Raw genomic sequence first — 16,017 nt, forward strand, 5'->3', positions numbered from 1 at the left:
ACCCCTCGCCCCTAGGGCGGCGGCGATCATCCCTCCGGGGGGCAGGTGAGGTCGCGGGCCGGGAGGCGGCCGGTCAGCAGGTAGTCGTTGACGCGGTCGCGGACGCAGGTGTTGGGATATCCGCGCTGGTAGGGCGCATGGACATTGGCGTCCAATGTGATCATCCGGGTGCCGCGCAAGAGGCGGTGGACGATCTGGTTTCGCCGGTAGGTGGTCCGCGTGTCGCCAGTCGCGGCCACCATCAGCGCCGGCAGGTCCGCGCCGACCTTCGTCGGAGCCTCGGCGGGCCGCACCGGCCAGAAGGCGCAGGGGCCGATGTTGTGGGCGAGCGCTCCGAAGACCGGTGCGGTACGGCGGTGCTCCTGGACGTCGCGCCAGTAGCGCTCGGGGTCGCGGGGTGCGGCCACGTCCCCGCAGATGAGGGCGGCCTGGCCGCTGCCGTCACGCGAATCCGCACCGGTCAGCAGGTAGGCCAGCTCGTCGGCCAGGTCCGGGGTCGGCTGGGCGGGACGCCCTGCCGCCGCCTCCCGCAGCACCCGCACGGACTCGGCGAGGCCGGCGCGTGCCGGGTCCTCGTCGGTGCCGAGGTTGTCGACCAGCACGACCGGCAGCATCGAGGCGTCCAGCCGGTACGGGCCGATCGCGAGGGGTGCGCGGGCGGACGCCGCGAGGATGCGGTCCACCAGCCCGAGGACCTCGTCCCGGGTGTCTCCGAGGCCGTACTCGTCGTCGCGCTCGGCCGCCCATCCGGCCCAGTCGGCGAGCGCTCGTTCGTTGGCGTCCTCGGTGCCGGCCATCAGGCGCGGCCCCCAGCTGTAGGGGTCCTGCGAACTGTCCAGGAGGACGCGGTCGAGCCGGCCGGGGAACATCGTCGCGTACACCGAGCCGAGGTAGGTGCCGTAGGAAGCCCCGTTGTAGGACATCTTCCGCTCGCCGAGCGCTCCCCGGACGACGTCCATGTCGCGGGCGATGTTGCGGGTGCTGATGTGGGGCAGCAGGCTCGCGTTCGTCCGCGCGCACCGGTCCGCCAGGTCCTTGGCGAACCGCACCGACCTCTCGAACGAGCGGCGGGTCGCCCCCGGGCCCTTGATCCAGGTGGCGCTGGGCCAGCCGCAGTCGACGCCGGCGCTGCGTCCCAGCGACCGCGGGTCCATGCCGACCAGGTCGTAGCGCTGACCGGCCTTCCCCATCAACTGCCGCATGTACGGCGGCAGATCGATGGCCGGGCCGGGTCCGCCGCCGTTGAGGAGCATCGCGCCGAGCCGGGATGCGGTACCGGACGCCTCCAGACGCGAGATCGCGACGGTGATGGTGCGGCCGTCCGGGTCGGCGTAGTCCAGCGGCACGCTCACGTCCGCGCACCTGGCGCCGGCGTCGTCCAGCTCCTTGCCGACCTCGTCGCCCGGGCCCAGCGTGCACGCCTTCCAGTCGAGACGCTGCTGGTAGAACCGGCTGAGATCGCCCGTCGCGGCCTCGGCCGGAGCGGCGGCCGATGACGGCGACACCGCCCCCGCCACGGCGGCCGCGGCACCGGCCACCAGCACCGCCGCCCTTCGGGTCCTGTTCATGATCGCTCCGTTCATCGCGTATCGCACAGGGCGGTCTGGACGAGGTTCAGTTCGTCGTCGAACGCCTCCTTGGTCGAGGGGTTCTCGTTGAAGGCGACGGACACGCGGCGCCCGGACGGCGCGACGCCCGCGATCGCGGTGAAGCCGTCGATGTCACCGGCATGCCCCCACCAGGTTCCGCCGCAGCGCAGCGGTGTCCCGATCAGCCCGAGCCCGTACCGCGCGCCGTCCCAGACACGGTCAGGGTCCAGCGCGACGGTCTGCTTCATCTCCGCCAGCAGCCTCGGCGGCAGCAGGCGCCCGCCCAGCAGCGCGCCGAGGAACATGCTCACGTCCCGGGGGCTGGAGATCAGCGCGCCTCCGGTCCAGGCCACCGTGGTGTTCATCTCCGTGTAGTCGGCCCACTGGACGGTTCCGCCGTCTTCCCGCCGGACGTAACCGCGCGGGTGCGGGCCTCTGATCCGGACCTCGTCGCCGGGCCAGTAGGTGTCACGCAGCCGCAGCGGGGCGATGATCCGGCGCCGGATCTCGTCCTCCGCGCGGTGCCCGGTCACCTTCTCGATGATGAGTCCCGCGACGACGTAGTTGGTGGTGGAGTACTCCCAGTCCGACTGCGGCGCCGGCAGGGACAGGGCCCGCTCGACCAGTTCCTCGGGTTCGAAGTGGCGGAACCGGAACTCCTCGGTGGACTCGAAGGTGTCCATGTGGTCGGGAAGCCCGCTGGTGTGCCGCAGAAGGCTCCGCACCGTGATCTTCCGACCGTCGTAGCCGTTCCGGCCGATCAGGCCGGGCAGGTACCGGCTGACCGGCGCGTCCAGCGAGATCCGCCCCTCACCCGCGAGCGCGAGCACCGTCGTCGCGGTGAACGTCTTGGTGATGCTGCCGATCCGGCCCCGCAGGCCGGCTCCCATGGGCCGCCCGGTCCGCCGGTCGGCGAGCCCGGTCGCCGCCGTCCACGTCCCGCACCGCGGATCGTCCACCCGCACCGCCGCCCCGGTCAGCCCGTGAACGCCGGTGATGCGATCCAGCACCTGCCGGGTCGCCGCGCGGTCACCGCAGCCCTGCGTCCCCGTGGCCCGCGCGGGGACGGCGGCCGTTCCCCCGATCGCGGCCCCCGCCGCGACCAACGCGACCGTCCTGCGGACGCCGAGGCCCCATTTCGCGTCATTCTCGGTCATGGCAGTGAAACTAGGAGCCACCCAGGCCTTGGCGCACTGCGGTGATCACCCCGGAACGCCCTCGGGATGCCCGCACAGCACCCCTGGGGCCAACCCCACCATCCCCCCGAAACGGCCCAGCCCGCCCGAACCCGGCGGTGTTAGATGATTTCGCGTGGGGCGGGGAGATCTGAGGAGATCCCGCGAGCCGCGATGAGTTCTGCGGCGTCCGGCGGTCGTCCTGTCGAACCCGTTACCGAGGAGGACTTCTGGTGCGCAACGTGACCTATTCGATGAACGTCTCACTTGACGGCTACATCGCCGGCCCGGACGGCGGCCTCGACTGGGGGGCGCCCAGCGAGGAAGTCTTTCGCTCCTGGATCGACGAGATACGAGGAGTCGACGTCCACCTGCTGGGACGACGGCTGTACGAGACGATGCTGTACTGGGAGACCGCCGACCAGGATCCATCGCTCGACGACTCGAAGCTGGAGTGGGCCGGGCTCTGGAACCCGCTCCCCAAGGTGGTGTTCTCCACCACGCTGTCGGCGGTGCAGGGAACTGCCCGCCTGGCCTCCGGCGGCCTGGCGGAGGAGATCGAGCGGTTGCGGGCCGAACCGGGAGAGGGTGACATCGCGATCGGCGGCGCGACACTCGCCCACGAGGCGGCCGCGCTGGGTCTGATCGACGAGTACCGGACCAGGGTCTACCCGGTGATGGTCGGCGGTGGCATTCCGTTCTTCCCCCAACACGAGCGCCAGGTGGATCTCGAACTCGTCGAGACCCGCACCTTCAGCTCAGGCGTCGTCTACCTCCGCTACCGCGTGATGCGCGAGGCTGCGCCGTAGAACGCGGCCGCCGAACCGGCTCTGTCGGTGCGGGGCCCAGCCCGCGGATGGCGAAGTCGATCGCGGCGGCCAGCCGTTGCGGATCATGTCCTGCGCGTTCCCGAACGCGCAGTCCGAGCACTGTGGTGAACAGCAGTTCCACGGCGGCGTCGAGATCGAGGTCGGTGGGCAGTTCGCCGTGGCGACGCCCCTCATCCAGCAGCGACCGCAGTGCCGACCGGGTGACCTCGAAGGCCGCCTCGGTCCGCGCGCTGACCTCGGTGTCCGTGGTGCCCAGTTCGGTGGCGGTGTTCACCACCAGGCAGCCTGAGCCGGGCTCGGCGTCGGCGGTGCAGCCCACCAGCCACAGCAGCCAGTCCCGTAGGGCATCGCGGACCGGCTGACCGCCGGTCTCCAGCCGTTCCTTGGCTTGGGCGGACTCGGTGGCGCAGTAGTGGTCGAGGGCGCGCAGGAACAGCGTGTGCTTGTCCTCGAACGTCCGGTAGAGGCTGCTGGGCGTGAGGCGGAGTTCGGCGCCCAGGTCGCGGACCGAGGTGGCGTTGTAGCCGCGACGCCAGAACAGGCCGGTCGCCTGGGCTACCGCCTCCCGCTCGTCGAACTGCCGAGGTCGTGCCATGCGCCGACCCTAACCGATTTGTGGAGCGATCGCTCCCGTATTAGAGTCCGGCATCGTATGGGAGCGATCGCTCCCAAATCGGACTCAAGGAGGCGGACGTGACGACCACCGAGCAGGCCGCCCGGGCCGTCCGGCAGGAGCCGGAACCACGCCGCCGGGCGGCGGTGGCGGCCGTGGCGCTGGGCACGTTCCTGCTGGTCACCGCCGAACAACTGCCCATCGGACTGCTCACCGACGTGGGTTCGGCGCTGCGGGTGTCCGAAGGCACCGCCGGACTGATGGTGACCGTGCCCAGCCTCGTCGCGGCGATCGCCGCCCCGGTGGTCCCGGCACTGGTGGGCGGGCTGGACCGGCGGCTGCTGCTCCTCGGCCTGATGGGATTGATGACGCTCGCCAACCTGGCCTCCGCACTGGCGCCGAACTTCGCCATGCTGGTGTCGTCCCGAGTACTGGTCGGGGTGGCGATCGGCGGGTTCTGGGCGGTCGCCGGCGGGCTGGCGGTCCGGCTGGTGGACGAGACGCACGTGCCGCGCGCAACCGCGATCATCTTCGGCGGGGTCGGCGCGGCGAACGTGTTCGGTGTGCCGATCGGCACGGTGATCGGCGGGCTGACCGGGTGGCGGATCGCGTTCACGACGCTCAGCGCGCTGGCGCTGGTCGCGCTGGCCGCACTGCTGACGGTGCTGCCGCCGCTGGCCGCCTCCCAGGTGATGAGCCCGCGGCTGCTGGCCCGGCAGCTGCGAAACCCCGGCGTACGGGTCGGCATCCTGGCCACCTTCCTCCTGGTGACCGGTCATTTCGTGGCCTACACCTTCGTCAGCCCCGCCCTGCAGCGGCTGACCGGGATCGACGCGCGGATGGTCGGGCCGCTGCTGTTCGGGTTCGGCATCGCGGGCATGGTCGGCAACTTCGCCGCAGGTGCGGCACTGGCCCGCCGGACGCACCGCACTGTGCAGGTGATCACCCTGACCCTGGCCGTCGCGATGCCCCTGTTCCTGCTGCTGGGCCGAGGCGCGATCGGCGGCATCGCGCTGCTGATCGTGTGGGGCCTGGCCTTCGGTGGAGTATCGGTCGGACTGCAGACCTGGATGATCAAGGCGGCACCGCACGCGGTGGAGGCGGCCTCCGCGCTGTGGGTGGCGGTGTTCAACCTGTCGATCGGCCTGGGCGCGCTGGTCGGCGGCGTCATCCTCGACTCGCTCGGCCTGCCGAGCGTGCTGTGGATCGGCGGCGCCGCCGCTCTGGGCGCGGCACTGGCGGTGTGGACCGCACGGGGCAACGCCGACCTGCGGTGACCGGGACCGCAGTCGGAGCCGACGCCGAGAAGCATCCTGCGAGCGCCACGACAGGCGCGACCTGAGGCTGCTCGCTAGAGATCGCCAGAGCGGACGGTCTGAATGAACACGGCCCACTCACGGAGTGTGAAGTCGAGGATGGGGCCGGTGCCGCCCTGCTTGGTGTCCCGGACGCCGATGGTGCCGAGCGAACCACGTCCGACCTCGACGCATTCGGAATCCGGGTTGCTGTGGCTGGACTTGCGCCAACTGCTGTAGCGGGGGGTCATGTTTCGCCTGCCTGTTCACTCAATCGGTCGGCCGTGTCCGCCAATAGAGAAATGCTCTCCAGCGCGGGCAAAGTAGCTTTCCGGAGTCGGTCGAAGTACCGCTCATACTCTGCCACCTCATGGGGCTCGGTGTGAACGAGGCAGGTGTTGGCGTTCTCTACCACGACCAGCACAGGGTCGGTTGGGTCCGGGAATGTGTAGAGCATGAAGCCGGATGGCGGCAGGCGGCCTGGTGCGAGGCGCGCTTCAAGGGGCAGGATCAGGATGGTGAAGCGCGGCTCGCGGGTGAGTATCTCCACCATGTGGCGCAGTTGTGCTGCCATGGCATGTGGGGGGACAGGCAAGCGCTTCAGCACGAACTCGTCCAGAATGATCTCCCCGATTGGTCCTCCCCGCCGGAAGACTCGCTGCTGCCGCTGCAGCCGTGCCTCTAGGCTGCGCTGAGGCACGTAGCTCAGTTCAGATCCTTCGGCGAGGTCCATTTCGACGAGCGCATGCATAAAGCCAGGGGCCTGCACGAGACCGGGAATCGACATCTGGTTGTAGCCACGGATAGTGGCGGCACCCGACTCGATGTCGGCGTACATGCGTTGCCTGGCGCCCATGGCGTCGCCGTAGGAGTCCCACCAGCCGCGGTCGGCGGCGTCGCAGGCGATCTTGAAGATGTCGTCGAACTTCTCGCCGGTGACGCCGAGGATCTTCATGATCTTCACGATGTCGCCGATGTCGGGGCGGCAGCGGGCGTTCTCCAGTTTCGAGACAGTCATGCGGGAGCGGTAGATGCGCTGCGCCAGCTCGTCGGCGGTCATGCCGTTCTGCTCGCGGAGGGTCCGCAGCTCGGTGGCGAGGCGGCGTCGGCGGACGAACGGGCTGGTCACCGGGAACCTCCAGGGTCGGACCGGCGGTCGGGGGCCGCTGACACGGGGGAGCCAGCGCATCCACTCTGTGTTATCACGCGATCTCTGAGCGTGTCATCGATAGCCACGCCGTTCGAACATGGCGAACGAGCTCGGCTGTTCGTCTCGGTGGCGTTTGGGAAACGAACACGCGCCTGCCCGAACAGTTCGATTCGTTTACGTAAACGGGCCGAACGTTCCCGGTGGACGCGTGCCGAGGCGTTCAGGGGTCCGTCGACCTGGCCGTTCCTCGCAACGGAGCGGCGCGGTTACTGAAGATGGAACGGCCGATGACACAGCGCACCGAGAGGTGATCAATGCTGCTCGCCGTTCCCGTCCCCGCCGAACACGAGTCCCCGATGTACTGGCGGCGCGAGTTCCGGGGCAGGCCGGACCAGATCCGGTTCGTCCGGTCGTTCGCCGCTCACCTGCTGGCCGCCTTCCCGGCCCTGGACGATGTCCTCCTCGTCCTGGACGAACTGGCCGTCAACGCCATCCAGCACACCCGCTCGGGCGAGGAAGGCGGCCGGTTCACCGTCGATATCAGCATGGACGTGGCCGGTGTCATCCTCTACGTCACCGATCAGGGTGGCTCTGACGAGCCTCGCGTCCGGAGCCTCGCCGAGCTGGCGGAAGGCGGCCGGGGCCTCCTCGCCGTCGACGCCCTCGCCGTCACCTGGTCCTGCACGGGCTCTTCGAAAGGCCGCACCATCCGCGCCACCTTCCCGGCGCGGCCTCATGCCGAGATCTAAGTTCTAGGTGTTCGAGGGGGCCTCGGGCTTGGCGGACGGCGGGCCGTACGACAAGGAGGGCGGGGCGGATCGTTGTGATCCGTCCCGCCCTCGGCTGGGGTCCCGGCGCCGTCAGTGACGCCGGGAGGAGTTCATCAGCGAAGACCGAGCCGCGAGGCCCGGTCGGGCCAGTGACCGTAGTCCCGTGCTCCGACGAACAGGTAGCCGGACACCGAGGTGTCGGTCAGCGGGCCGTTCCCGCCGATGCCGGTCTTCGTGAGATCCCCGTCGACCGTTTCCATCAGCCGCTGGAAGCTCTCCGGCGCCATGTCCTTGGAGCTGGAGAGACGGACCACGGCCGCGAATCCGGAAGCGACCGGCCGGTAGATGGTGCTGCTCAAGACTGCCGGCTCGACCTTGTCGATCGCGGTGGTCAGCATGTACTTCTCGATCGCCATGAACTGGGGATCGGCTTCGGGACTGCCGGGGCAGCCGGGTGCCTGGAGGCGATGGACGTCGACCCAGATGACGGCGTAGACGTCTTCCGAGTCCTTCAAGGATTCCAGGGCCCGCGTCAGGGCTTCGGTGCCGGGCAGGTTCGCCAGCATCTTCGCGTCCTGCGCGCAGACCTCGGCGTAGGTCGGCGGCCGGCTCTCGGTCCTTCCGAGACCGCAGCCGCTTGCGAGCAGTGCCAGCAGCGCCAGGAGCAGCGCGATGGCCCCGCGTCGTTTGGTAGGCACGTTGGATCCTCCGAGTCTTTTTTGCGGACCGCTCTTTTCGGCGGTCGTTCTCAGAGGACCGTCGCTGGTCGGCGCCGATCGGCAACGCGCCGCCCGTACCCGCGTAGTGACATCGCGGACGCGGTACGTGGTGCACATCGGCTGCGCATGCCGGACGGCCCGCCGTCCGCAAAGCCCGCCGCCCCCTCGCACACCTATAACGGGATCCTTCTCAAACACGCACTGAACGGCGGTTATTCGCTGGCTTTCGGGTGCGGGAGACTTCTAGAATCGCGGGCCATGTCGTCCCATCGTCGCGAGCGACAACGTGAGCTCACACCGAACAGCTGGTCGAGCCCACCTTCGCGACGGAGAAACGATGACCGCACCGCCCCTCGACGTCCGCTATTTCGCAGACGCGCTGCCCGATGCCGATACTGATCTGACCTTCCTCCTCACCGAGGTGGCCTGGGACGACCGTATGCGTGCGCGCCGAACCGCCAGTTTCGGCGTACCGTACAACTACTCCGGCCAGCACTACGAAGCCATGGAGATGCCACCGCGGATCACGGCGATCGCGGCACGTGTCGGCGAGTTCGCCGGCCACCCTTTCAACAACTGCCTGGCCAACCGCTACGAGACCGGCGACAACACCATGGGCTTCCACCAGGATTCCTACGAGGGCCTGGCTCCGTCCAATACGATCGCGATCGTCTCCCTCGGCGCGACCCGCCCTCTGGTGTTCCGCAGCATCGACCGGAGCCGGCACACGGAACTCGCGCTTGAGCACGGATCATTGCTGCTGATGACGCAGACGACCCAGCGCACCTGGACCCACGGTGTCCCCCGCACCAGTGCCGCCGGGTGCCGCATCAGCCTCACGTTCCGTCGTTTCAGTAAAAGGCCCACGGAACCTTTGAAGTAAATCCCGACTCCCACAGGGCCCGGCGACGCCGGGCCCTCACCCGTGTCGGCTACAGCGGTCGGGTGGTGGGCTCGGACATCTCGCCGTGGACGAGGGCTTCTCCGAGCGCGGTGATGGTGTGGAAAACGTTGCGTCCGCGGCGCTCGCTGGTGATGAGGCCTGCGTCGCGTAGGACGGCGGTTTGCTGGCTGGCGGTGGGCAGGGGGAGGTCTGCGCGGTCGGCGAGTTGGCCGGTGCTGCAGGCGCCCACCGCGATGACCTGGAGTACTTGGGAGCGTGTGCGGCCCAGGAGTGCGGCCAGGGCCTGGCCGCGTGATGCCTCGTGCGGGGCGGCCTGCTCGTACCGGTGCGGGATGGGATAGGTCAGCACGGGCGGCAGCGCCGGGTCCAGCATGGTGACCGGGGCACCCCAGCAGAAGAAGGCCGGCTGGAGGATCAGACCACGCCCGTCCAGGACGATGTCATGGTGGGCAGGGTAATCCAGTTCCAGGACAGGGAAACTCCAGCGGGCCGAGGGATGCAGGCCTGCCAGGACGCCTGGCCAGCCGCCCTCGGCGAGGGCTTTGCGGCGCTTCGCGAGGTCGCCGTCGACCTGTGCCCGGACGCGCGGCCAGCAGTGTTGCAGGCATGAGGTGAAGTAATCGGCGGCGGCGGTCGCCACGCGGTCGAGCGCGTTGTCCCGCCCGTCGGCTAGCAGGCGGGTCCAGCCTGGTATGGGGCGACCAGGGTGGCGAGTGCCCAGCTCGATGACATCGGCTCGCAGCCGGGAGCGTGGGGTGCGCCGCAGGGCTTCGAGCGCGTCCTCAAGGGTTCCGGTCTGGTTGGCCGGGGTGAGGAAGTCGGCGGAATAGCCGGTCGGGGGAGCCAGATCGGTCAGCATGTGCGCGGAGGCGGGGACCCGTGGGCGGACGTCGCGCTTCCAGGCTCCGAACACCGTGTGTCCTTCGGGCCGGCGCAGCCTGTGCAGGCTGAGCAGCACCTCCCAGAGAGCGTCCGGGCCCGGAGCGAGTTCGATCCGCCGCAGGTCCTCGCCTGTGAAATGAATCCTCAGCATCGCCTTTTCCCTGGTAAGCCGTGCCGTGGTGCCTGAAATCGCGGGGTGTGGAAGTCACTTTTCCACCGTGGTGGAAAGGTCTTCCAATCGGGACTCCAGCACTTGAGACTCGCCGTCTGCCAGAGAGGTTCGGAACGAGGCGCAGGGTGGACGAGCTGGATGGGAATCCCGGGGAGGCGTCTGCCCCGGCGGGCGAACCCGAGCCGGAGGACGACCGGGGGTCACCGGAGGGCTCTGCACCGTCCCCGCTCAGGGAATCCGACCCTGAGTCGGACCCTCGCATAGCCGCGGCGGCCCGGCGACCGCCTCATATCGCCGACATCCTCGCCCAGCAGTCGCGAGACGACCGCGGTGTGGACGGACGAGGCCAGGTCCCCTACGGCGAGGCCGCGCTGCGCGGGGGGACGGTCAAGCTCCCGTCCACGGTCAACCCGCTCACCGGGCAGCGGGCGGCCAGTGCGGCGGCGAGCGGAGCCACCGGCCCCGATACTCCGGAGCAGGCGCCCGAGAACGGCGAGAATTCCTCGGGCGGAATCAAGAAAATGGCGACCGATGCCGCCAAGAACGCCGCCATAAATGCCGCCAAGAACGCCGCCGAGGAAGTCGCCGGCAGGTACGGCCTGTCGATGCCGGAAGGCGATACCCGAGGCGAGAAGATCGCTCATGGCGCGGGCCAGGGTGCCAACTTCGCTCTTGGCCGCTACCTCGACCGGTACGCGCCCGGAGTCTTCGACAAGGTCATGAGCAACAGGTTCGGCCGCTGGTTCGTGATGCGGAGGCTCAAGGGGTCTCCCGTCGGGCGGTTCGCGCCGGACTCGTTCTGGGAGGGTTTCCAGGCCAGGTACACCAAAGGCGACAAGAAGAAGGACAAGGCCAGCGGTTCGGGGTCAGGCAAAGAGAACGAGCGCGGGAAGCTCAAGATGGCGCTGGCCGTCGCCCTGCCGATCCTCATCCCGTTCCTGTGCATCGTGCTGATCGCCGCAATGATTCTGGGCGTCAACGTCGATGACGACGACCCGGAGTCGCAGCCGGGGACGGCCTCGGACCAGAAAGTCGCCGAGTACTTCCCCGGGAACTGGCAGCGGATTCTGAAGCAGGCGTCGGAGCAGACGTCGGGCAGTGCGCAGGACTACTCCGAAGTGCCTTGGACCATTCTGGCGGGTCTGGCCAAGGCGCAGACCGACTTCGCCCGCTACAGCCCGTACGACAACGTCGACCGTGATCCAGGGCGCACGGCGAAGGAGGTTCCCGGCGGGGGCGGCCCCGGCGACGGCGGCGGCACGAACACCGACGTCAGCAACACCGTCGGCGCCGGCCCGGGACCCGTCCAGGGGGTCACCGGGCCCGGCTCGGCAGCCACGGTGCCCGGCACCGGCAGCGATCACGTCGCGCCGCCGGAGGGCGATCTCAGCCACCAGCTCGGCTGGTTCCTGTGGGCACTGCGCATGCAGGAATCGGGCGGCAACTACACCAGGAATGCCGGGACGAGCCAGAGCAGCGCCTGCGGCGCCTACCAGTACATAACGAGTACCTGGAACAACTATGCGGGCTACCGGAGGGCATGCCAAGCCCCGCCGAGCGTGCAGGACCGCCGGGCCAAAAGGGACGTCCTCGCCAACTGGAACAGGTTCCACAATTGGCAGAAGGTCGCGGTCGAGCACTTCACCGGCAGCTGGGGAGATTCGCCGGAGAGATGGCACCAGTGCCCGGCGGCATGCAGCTTCAATCCGACGGCCTGGAAATATGCGGACGGCGTGATGTCGAAGATGCGGGCCGCGGCAAGGGACCACCCGGCCGGCGGAAACCCGGGTGGCGGCAGTCCGGGTGGCGGCAGTCCGGGCGCCGTGCAGCCCGCGTCGTTCCGCGTCCCGCCCCGCCGGTCCCGTAGTCGGCGCCCGGCGTTCCGCGCGGACGCCAGTTCGTCAGGGGCAGGGAGCACGGGCCTGTATGCGGGCGGTTGCGACGTCGCCGACCCGGACCCCGACATCGGCGGCAAGGACGACCAGGGCTCCGGGCCGTACCTGCTCACCCCCGCGGCGTCGGGCCAGATGCGGATGCACGGCCTCGATCCGCAGAACCCCTGCCAGTCCTCCTACTTCGTTGCCTTCGAGCTCGTCAAGGCGGCGGAGAAGGTGCACAGCGACCCGAAGAGCCCCAAGTGGAAGGCCGACGGCGACGCCAAGGACCAGGCCGACGCCCGCAAGTACTGGAGCAAGGTCATCGAGACCTCCGGGATCTTCATGGACCGCAGCCCCGACCCCGGCGCTCCGTGCGCGGTCCCCCCACCGGACGATCCCAGCAAACCGTGGCCCGTCAGCTTCAAGATCATTTCGATCTGGCGCTGCGAGGCCACCCGCCTCCAGGACCTTTATCTGGTCAGCGGTGGCTCCTACGACCAGAAGGGCCAGTTCGGCTACACCGTCGAGAGCGACCGGGCCACCGCCACCGGGATCCTCGTCAACGAGGCCCTGTCGGTCAGCTATGGGGCAGGCAAATGGAAGACCGACAAGTGCGACGACTCCAAAGACGATCGCGAAGGCGTCTTCCCGATGACCAAGAAGGAGGCAGAGGACGCCGGCGTCAAGAACCGGTGCGATGTGGAAAAGAACATCGCCGGCGCCGCCAATCTGGTGCTGTCCGTCGAGAAGGTCCCGCCCCGGGAGCGCCCGCACGACCTCGGCGTCTTCCAGCCGATGGTCGGCGGCTGGCAGAAGATCAGCGTCGCCATGGGCAACGACCTCGGGCTCTTCTCCGAAGTCGGGCCCGCGCAGGAGGACTACACCGCCTCGGACGCGTGCACCGCGGTGATGAGGCGGTTCCTGGAGACGATGGCACCGCACGCCACGGACTTCGCCACGTTGCAGGGCCCGCCGGACACCCAGGCCCTGCACACGACCTGGGAGCCGAGACTGGAAGCCCTGGAGGCGGCCAACGGCATCACTGATCCGGTCCACGACAAGGCCTGCGTGGTCGGCTCCTGGTCGGCCGGATACAACGCAACACTCTCCCGGATCGCCGCGGACCTGGCCGGCCCCAGCGGTGCTGCCAACCTCACTGGCCTGGCCGACTTCTACAAGGCCAAGGAGAAGGCCAATCAACGGACCGACCCGGTGTCCGGCCGGGACAGCCTGGTGATCCCGCGGCTGGCGCCACGCCCGCTGAAGGAGATCACCGTGCCGGTCGGCTCCCAGGACAGCGACGCCTGGTCGCGGCTCGGCACCTCCGACGGTGTGACCCTCCCCCTGCAGCAGGTCGCCGTCGAATACGCCTGGTTCTTCGGCGGCGTCATTCCTCCGTTCAACAGTGCCGGCAAGAGCCCGTCAGGCACACCGCTCACCGGGGGGTCGCCGGTGCTCCAGGGCGGTGACGGGTCCGCCGCCAGAGTCATCAGTGTGGCCAAATCGCTGATCGGGACAGGGGACAGAGGCGGCCGCGACAACAACCTCAACCAGTACAACCAGTACAACAAGGAACCCTGGTGCGCCGACTTCGTGAGCTGGGTGGTCGACAAAGCCGGCGCTACGAAGGCGTACTGGAACAGCCCGACCGGGACACCGGCCCACCGGTGGTCGGGCGTCTGGCAGTGGCGGGCCGCGGGCCGGACCGTGCCTGTCAGCGAGGCACGACCGGGGGACCTGGCCATCTACGGAGACAACGCCCACATCAACATCGTGGTCCGCAACCTCGGCCAGGGCAGGCTCAGCACGATCGGAGGAAACCAGGGACCCCTCGTGGAATCAGAAGTCCGAACAACCGCCACAGCGGTGCTGCGCCCCAACTTCAACATCTCGTAAGCGCCGGCTCACCCGCGTGAGCTCTGCTGTTCCGTCCGGAACGTCCGCCGGTAGGCCAGCGGTGACACCCCGATCGCCGCATGGAGGTGCTGGCGCAGGGACGTGCCCGTGGCGAAGCCCACCTGGCCGGCGATCTCGTCGACCGGGAGCTCGCTGGATTCGAGGAGGTGGCGGGCGCGGGCCACGCGCTGCTGGACGATCCAGCGGCCCGGGCTCATGCCGACCTCGTCGTTGAAGCGGCGGGCGAAGGTGCGCAGGCTCATCCGCGCGTGCTGCGCGAGATCCGCCAGGACGAGTGGTTCATGCAGGCGTTCGAGCGCCCACTGCCGGGTGGCCGCCGTGCCGTCCCGCGCCGTCCTGGGGACCGGTTGCTCGATGTACTGGGCCTGGCCGCCCTCCCGCCACGGCGGCACCACGCACCGGCGTGCCGCCCGGTTGGCGACCTTGCTGCCGTGGTCCTTGCGCACCAGGTGCAGGCACACGTCGATGCCGGAGGCGGCGCCGGCCGAGGTGAGGATGTCGCCGTCGTCGACGAACAGCACGTCCGGGTCCAGGTCGACCTTCGGGAAGAGGCTCCGGAACCGCTCGGCCGTCTGCCAGTGCGTGGTGGCCGGGCGGCCGTCCAGCAGACCGGCGGCGGCGAGCACGAACGCGCCGGTGCAGATGGACACGAGCCGGGTGCCGGGCCTGATCAGCGCGAGCGCCGCCGCGATCGGTTCCGGCAGCCCGGGCGTGACGAGCTCGGCCACGCCGGGGGACGGGCCGAACGACGCGATCACCACGGTGTCGGCGGTGCGCAGCGCCTCGGGGCCGTGGTCGACGGTGATGGCGAAGTCGGCGGTCGTGCGCACCGGCCGGCCGTCGACGGTGCAGGTCAGGACCTCGTACAGGCCATCGGTCGCACCGAAGATCCGGCTCGGTATGCCGAGCTCGAACGGATACACCCCGTCCAGGGCGAGGACGGCCACGCGGTGCGCGGATGCCATGGCACGACTCCATCGGAGAGCGGTCGGTCGATGGCAGGATCCCATCGAATAATGACCATCATGCCATTGCTGGGATCGTGCGTCCCCAAGAGGCTGAGAGCATGAATGAGAACAGCGGGAACGGCGCCGCCATGCGCGCCGTCAGCCAGGACGTCTTCGGCGACCCGGAGGTGCTGAAGGAGGTCGAACGGCCGCGGCCCGTGCCCGGCATGAGCGAGATCGTCGTCCGCGTCCATGCGGCGGGGGTCAACCCGACCGACTGGAAGCACCGCGCGGGCCTTCCATGGCTGCGCGAACCCGTCCCGGTCCTCGGCTGGGACGTCTCCGGGGTCGTGGAGGAGGTCGGCCGCGGGGTCACCCTGTTCAAGCCGGGCGACGAGGTGTTCGGCATGCTGCCCTACCCGCACGGCGCGGGCGCGTACGCCGAGTACGCCAAGGCCACCGCCCGGTCCTTCGCCCGCAAGCCGTCCAACATCGACCATGTGCAGGCCGCCGCGCTGCCCCTCGCCGCGCTCACCGCGTACCAGGCACTGGTGGACACCGCCGACATCCGGCAGGGCCGGCGGGTCCTGATCCATGCCGCCGCCGGTGGAGTCGGCCACCTGGCCGTGCAGATCGCCAAGGCGCGCGGCGCGCATGTCATCGGCACGGCCAGCGCCGGAAAGCACGAACTGCTACGCGAGCTGGGCGCCGACGAGCTGATCGACTACCGGACCACGGACTTCACCGAAGCGGCCGGAGACGTCGACGTGGTCTTGGACGCCCTCTCCGGCGACGTCCGCACCCGCTCCCTGGACGTCCTGCGCAAGGGCGGCACGCTGGTCTCGATCCTGCCGCACGACAGCGACGCCGACACGAAGAAGGCCGCCGAACTGGGCGTTCGGCTGGAAGGCATGCTCGTCGAGGCCGACCACGCGGGCATGCGCGCCATCGCCGAACTCGCCCAGGAGGGCAGGCTCCGCGCCCACATCGACGCGACCTACCCGCTCGCCGAAGCCGCCAAGGCCCACACCCACGGGGAGACCGGCCGCACCACGGGAAAGATCGCCCTCGTCGTGCGGTGACGGTCTGGACGTAGGGCCGACGGGCCTCGTGTTAGGCTCCGCTCCGACCTCTCACCGTTGGGCTCATGCCTCGCCAACCAGCTTCCACGGGTCCC

At 69.5% G+C, this 16,017-nt stretch carries 14 protein-coding genes; 6 read left to right on the plus strand and 8 right to left on the minus strand.

The window, feature by feature from the left end; translation table 11 throughout:
- Window positions 1-26 precede the first annotated feature (26 nt).
- Together ACQPZP_RS11935 and ACQPZP_RS11940 are read right to left on the minus strand one after the other, a co-directional pair.
- On the minus strand, window positions 27-1,568 hold the full coding sequence (locus tag ACQPZP_RS11935; RefSeq protein WP_433477694.1) for an alpha/beta hydrolase: 1,542 nt from the start codon (window positions 1,566-1,568) through the stop codon (window positions 27-29).
- An 11-nt stretch (window positions 1,569-1,579) separates the two neighbouring features.
- Window positions 1,580-2,746, minus strand: a complete 1,167-nt coding sequence (locus ACQPZP_RS11940) for a serine hydrolase domain-containing protein (protein ID WP_433477695.1) — start codon at window positions 2,744-2,746, stop codon at window positions 1,580-1,582.
- A gap of 251 nt (window positions 2,747-2,997) precedes the next feature.
- Here ACQPZP_RS11940 and ACQPZP_RS11945 point away from each other — a divergent pair, with 251 nt between their 5' ends.
- On the plus strand, window positions 2,998-3,573 hold the full coding sequence (locus ACQPZP_RS11945) for a dihydrofolate reductase family protein (RefSeq protein WP_433477696.1): 576 nt from the start codon (window positions 2,998-3,000) through the stop codon (window positions 3,571-3,573).
- Here ACQPZP_RS11945 and ACQPZP_RS11950 read toward each other — a convergent pair.
- Window positions 3,518-4,189, minus strand: a complete 672-nt coding sequence (locus ACQPZP_RS11950; RefSeq protein WP_433477697.1) for a TetR/AcrR family transcriptional regulator — start codon at window positions 4,187-4,189, stop codon at window positions 3,518-3,520. The genes ACQPZP_RS11945 and ACQPZP_RS11950 overlap by 56 nt on opposite strands.
- Window positions 4,190-4,287: 98 nt before the next feature.
- Here ACQPZP_RS11950 and ACQPZP_RS11955 point away from each other — a divergent pair, with 98 nt between their 5' ends.
- Complete coding sequence (locus ACQPZP_RS11955; RefSeq protein WP_433477698.1) at window positions 4,288-5,484, plus strand: MFS transporter; 1,197 nt, start codon at window positions 4,288-4,290, stop codon at window positions 5,482-5,484.
- 74 nt (window positions 5,485-5,558) lie between these two features.
- Here the strand turns inward: ACQPZP_RS11955 and ACQPZP_RS11960 are convergent, their stop codons facing one another.
- Entirely contained in the window at window positions 5,559-5,753 is a 195-nt protein-coding gene (locus tag ACQPZP_RS11960) for a DUF397 domain-containing protein (protein ID WP_433477699.1), read from the minus strand.
- Window positions 5,750-6,631 carry a helix-turn-helix domain-containing protein gene (locus tag ACQPZP_RS11965; RefSeq protein ID WP_433477700.1) on the minus strand — a complete coding sequence of 294 codons (882 nt, stop codon included), beginning with the start codon at window positions 6,629-6,631 and terminating at the stop codon, window positions 5,750-5,752. Before ACQPZP_RS11965 ends, ACQPZP_RS11960 begins: the two co-directional genes overlap by 4 nt.
- A 335-nt stretch (window positions 6,632-6,966) precedes the next feature.
- On the opposite strand from ACQPZP_RS11965, the gene ACQPZP_RS11970 reads away from it, so the two are divergent.
- Window positions 6,967-7,401: an ATP-binding protein gene (locus ACQPZP_RS11970; RefSeq protein ID WP_433477701.1), complete on the plus strand. Its 435-nt coding sequence runs from the start codon at window positions 6,967-6,969 to the stop codon at window positions 7,399-7,401.
- A gap of 134 nt (window positions 7,402-7,535) precedes the next feature.
- Here ACQPZP_RS11970 and ACQPZP_RS11975 read toward each other — a convergent pair whose 3' ends face one another.
- A complete protein-coding gene (locus tag ACQPZP_RS11975) occupies window positions 7,536-8,120 on the minus strand; it encodes a hypothetical protein (RefSeq protein WP_433477702.1) in 585 nt (194 codons plus the stop codon).
- Window positions 8,121-8,478: 358 nt separating this feature from the next.
- Between ACQPZP_RS11975 and ACQPZP_RS11980 the strand changes: the two genes are divergently transcribed.
- Complete coding sequence (locus ACQPZP_RS11980; protein WP_433477703.1) at window positions 8,479-9,024, plus strand: alpha-ketoglutarate-dependent dioxygenase AlkB family protein; 546 nt, start codon at window positions 8,479-8,481, stop codon at window positions 9,022-9,024.
- Window positions 9,025-9,073: 49 nt separating this feature from the next.
- On the opposite strand, the gene ACQPZP_RS11985 is transcribed toward ACQPZP_RS11980, so the two are convergent.
- Window positions 9,074-10,078, minus strand: coding sequence for a transcriptional regulator (locus ACQPZP_RS11985; RefSeq protein WP_433477704.1), 1,005 nt, complete (start codon window positions 10,076-10,078; stop codon window positions 9,074-9,076).
- Window positions 10,079-10,224: 146 nt separating this feature from the next.
- Between ACQPZP_RS11985 and ACQPZP_RS11990 the strand changes: the two genes are divergently transcribed.
- Entirely contained in the window at window positions 10,225-13,872 is a 3,648-nt protein-coding gene (locus ACQPZP_RS11990; protein ID WP_433477705.1) for a CHAP domain-containing protein, read from the plus strand.
- An 8-nt stretch (window positions 13,873-13,880) separates the two neighbouring features.
- On the opposite strand, the gene ACQPZP_RS11995 is transcribed toward ACQPZP_RS11990, so the two are convergent.
- A complete protein-coding gene (locus tag ACQPZP_RS11995) occupies window positions 13,881-14,858 on the minus strand; it encodes a GlxA family transcriptional regulator (protein WP_433477706.1) in 978 nt (325 codons plus the stop codon).
- A 131-nt stretch (window positions 14,859-14,989) separates the two neighbouring features.
- Here ACQPZP_RS11995 and ACQPZP_RS12000 point away from each other — a divergent pair, with 131 nt between their 5' ends.
- Entirely contained in the window at window positions 14,990-15,922 is a 933-nt protein-coding gene (locus tag ACQPZP_RS12000; RefSeq protein WP_433479593.1) for an NADP-dependent oxidoreductase, read from the plus strand.
- The last annotated feature ends 95 nt before the right edge of the window (window positions 15,923-16,017 follow it).

The sequence above is a fragment of the Spirillospora sp. CA-142024 genome, from assembly GCF_050942325.1.
In the GTDB taxonomy this organism is placed as follows: Bacteria; Actinomycetota; Actinomycetes; order Streptosporangiales; family Streptosporangiaceae; genus Spirillospora.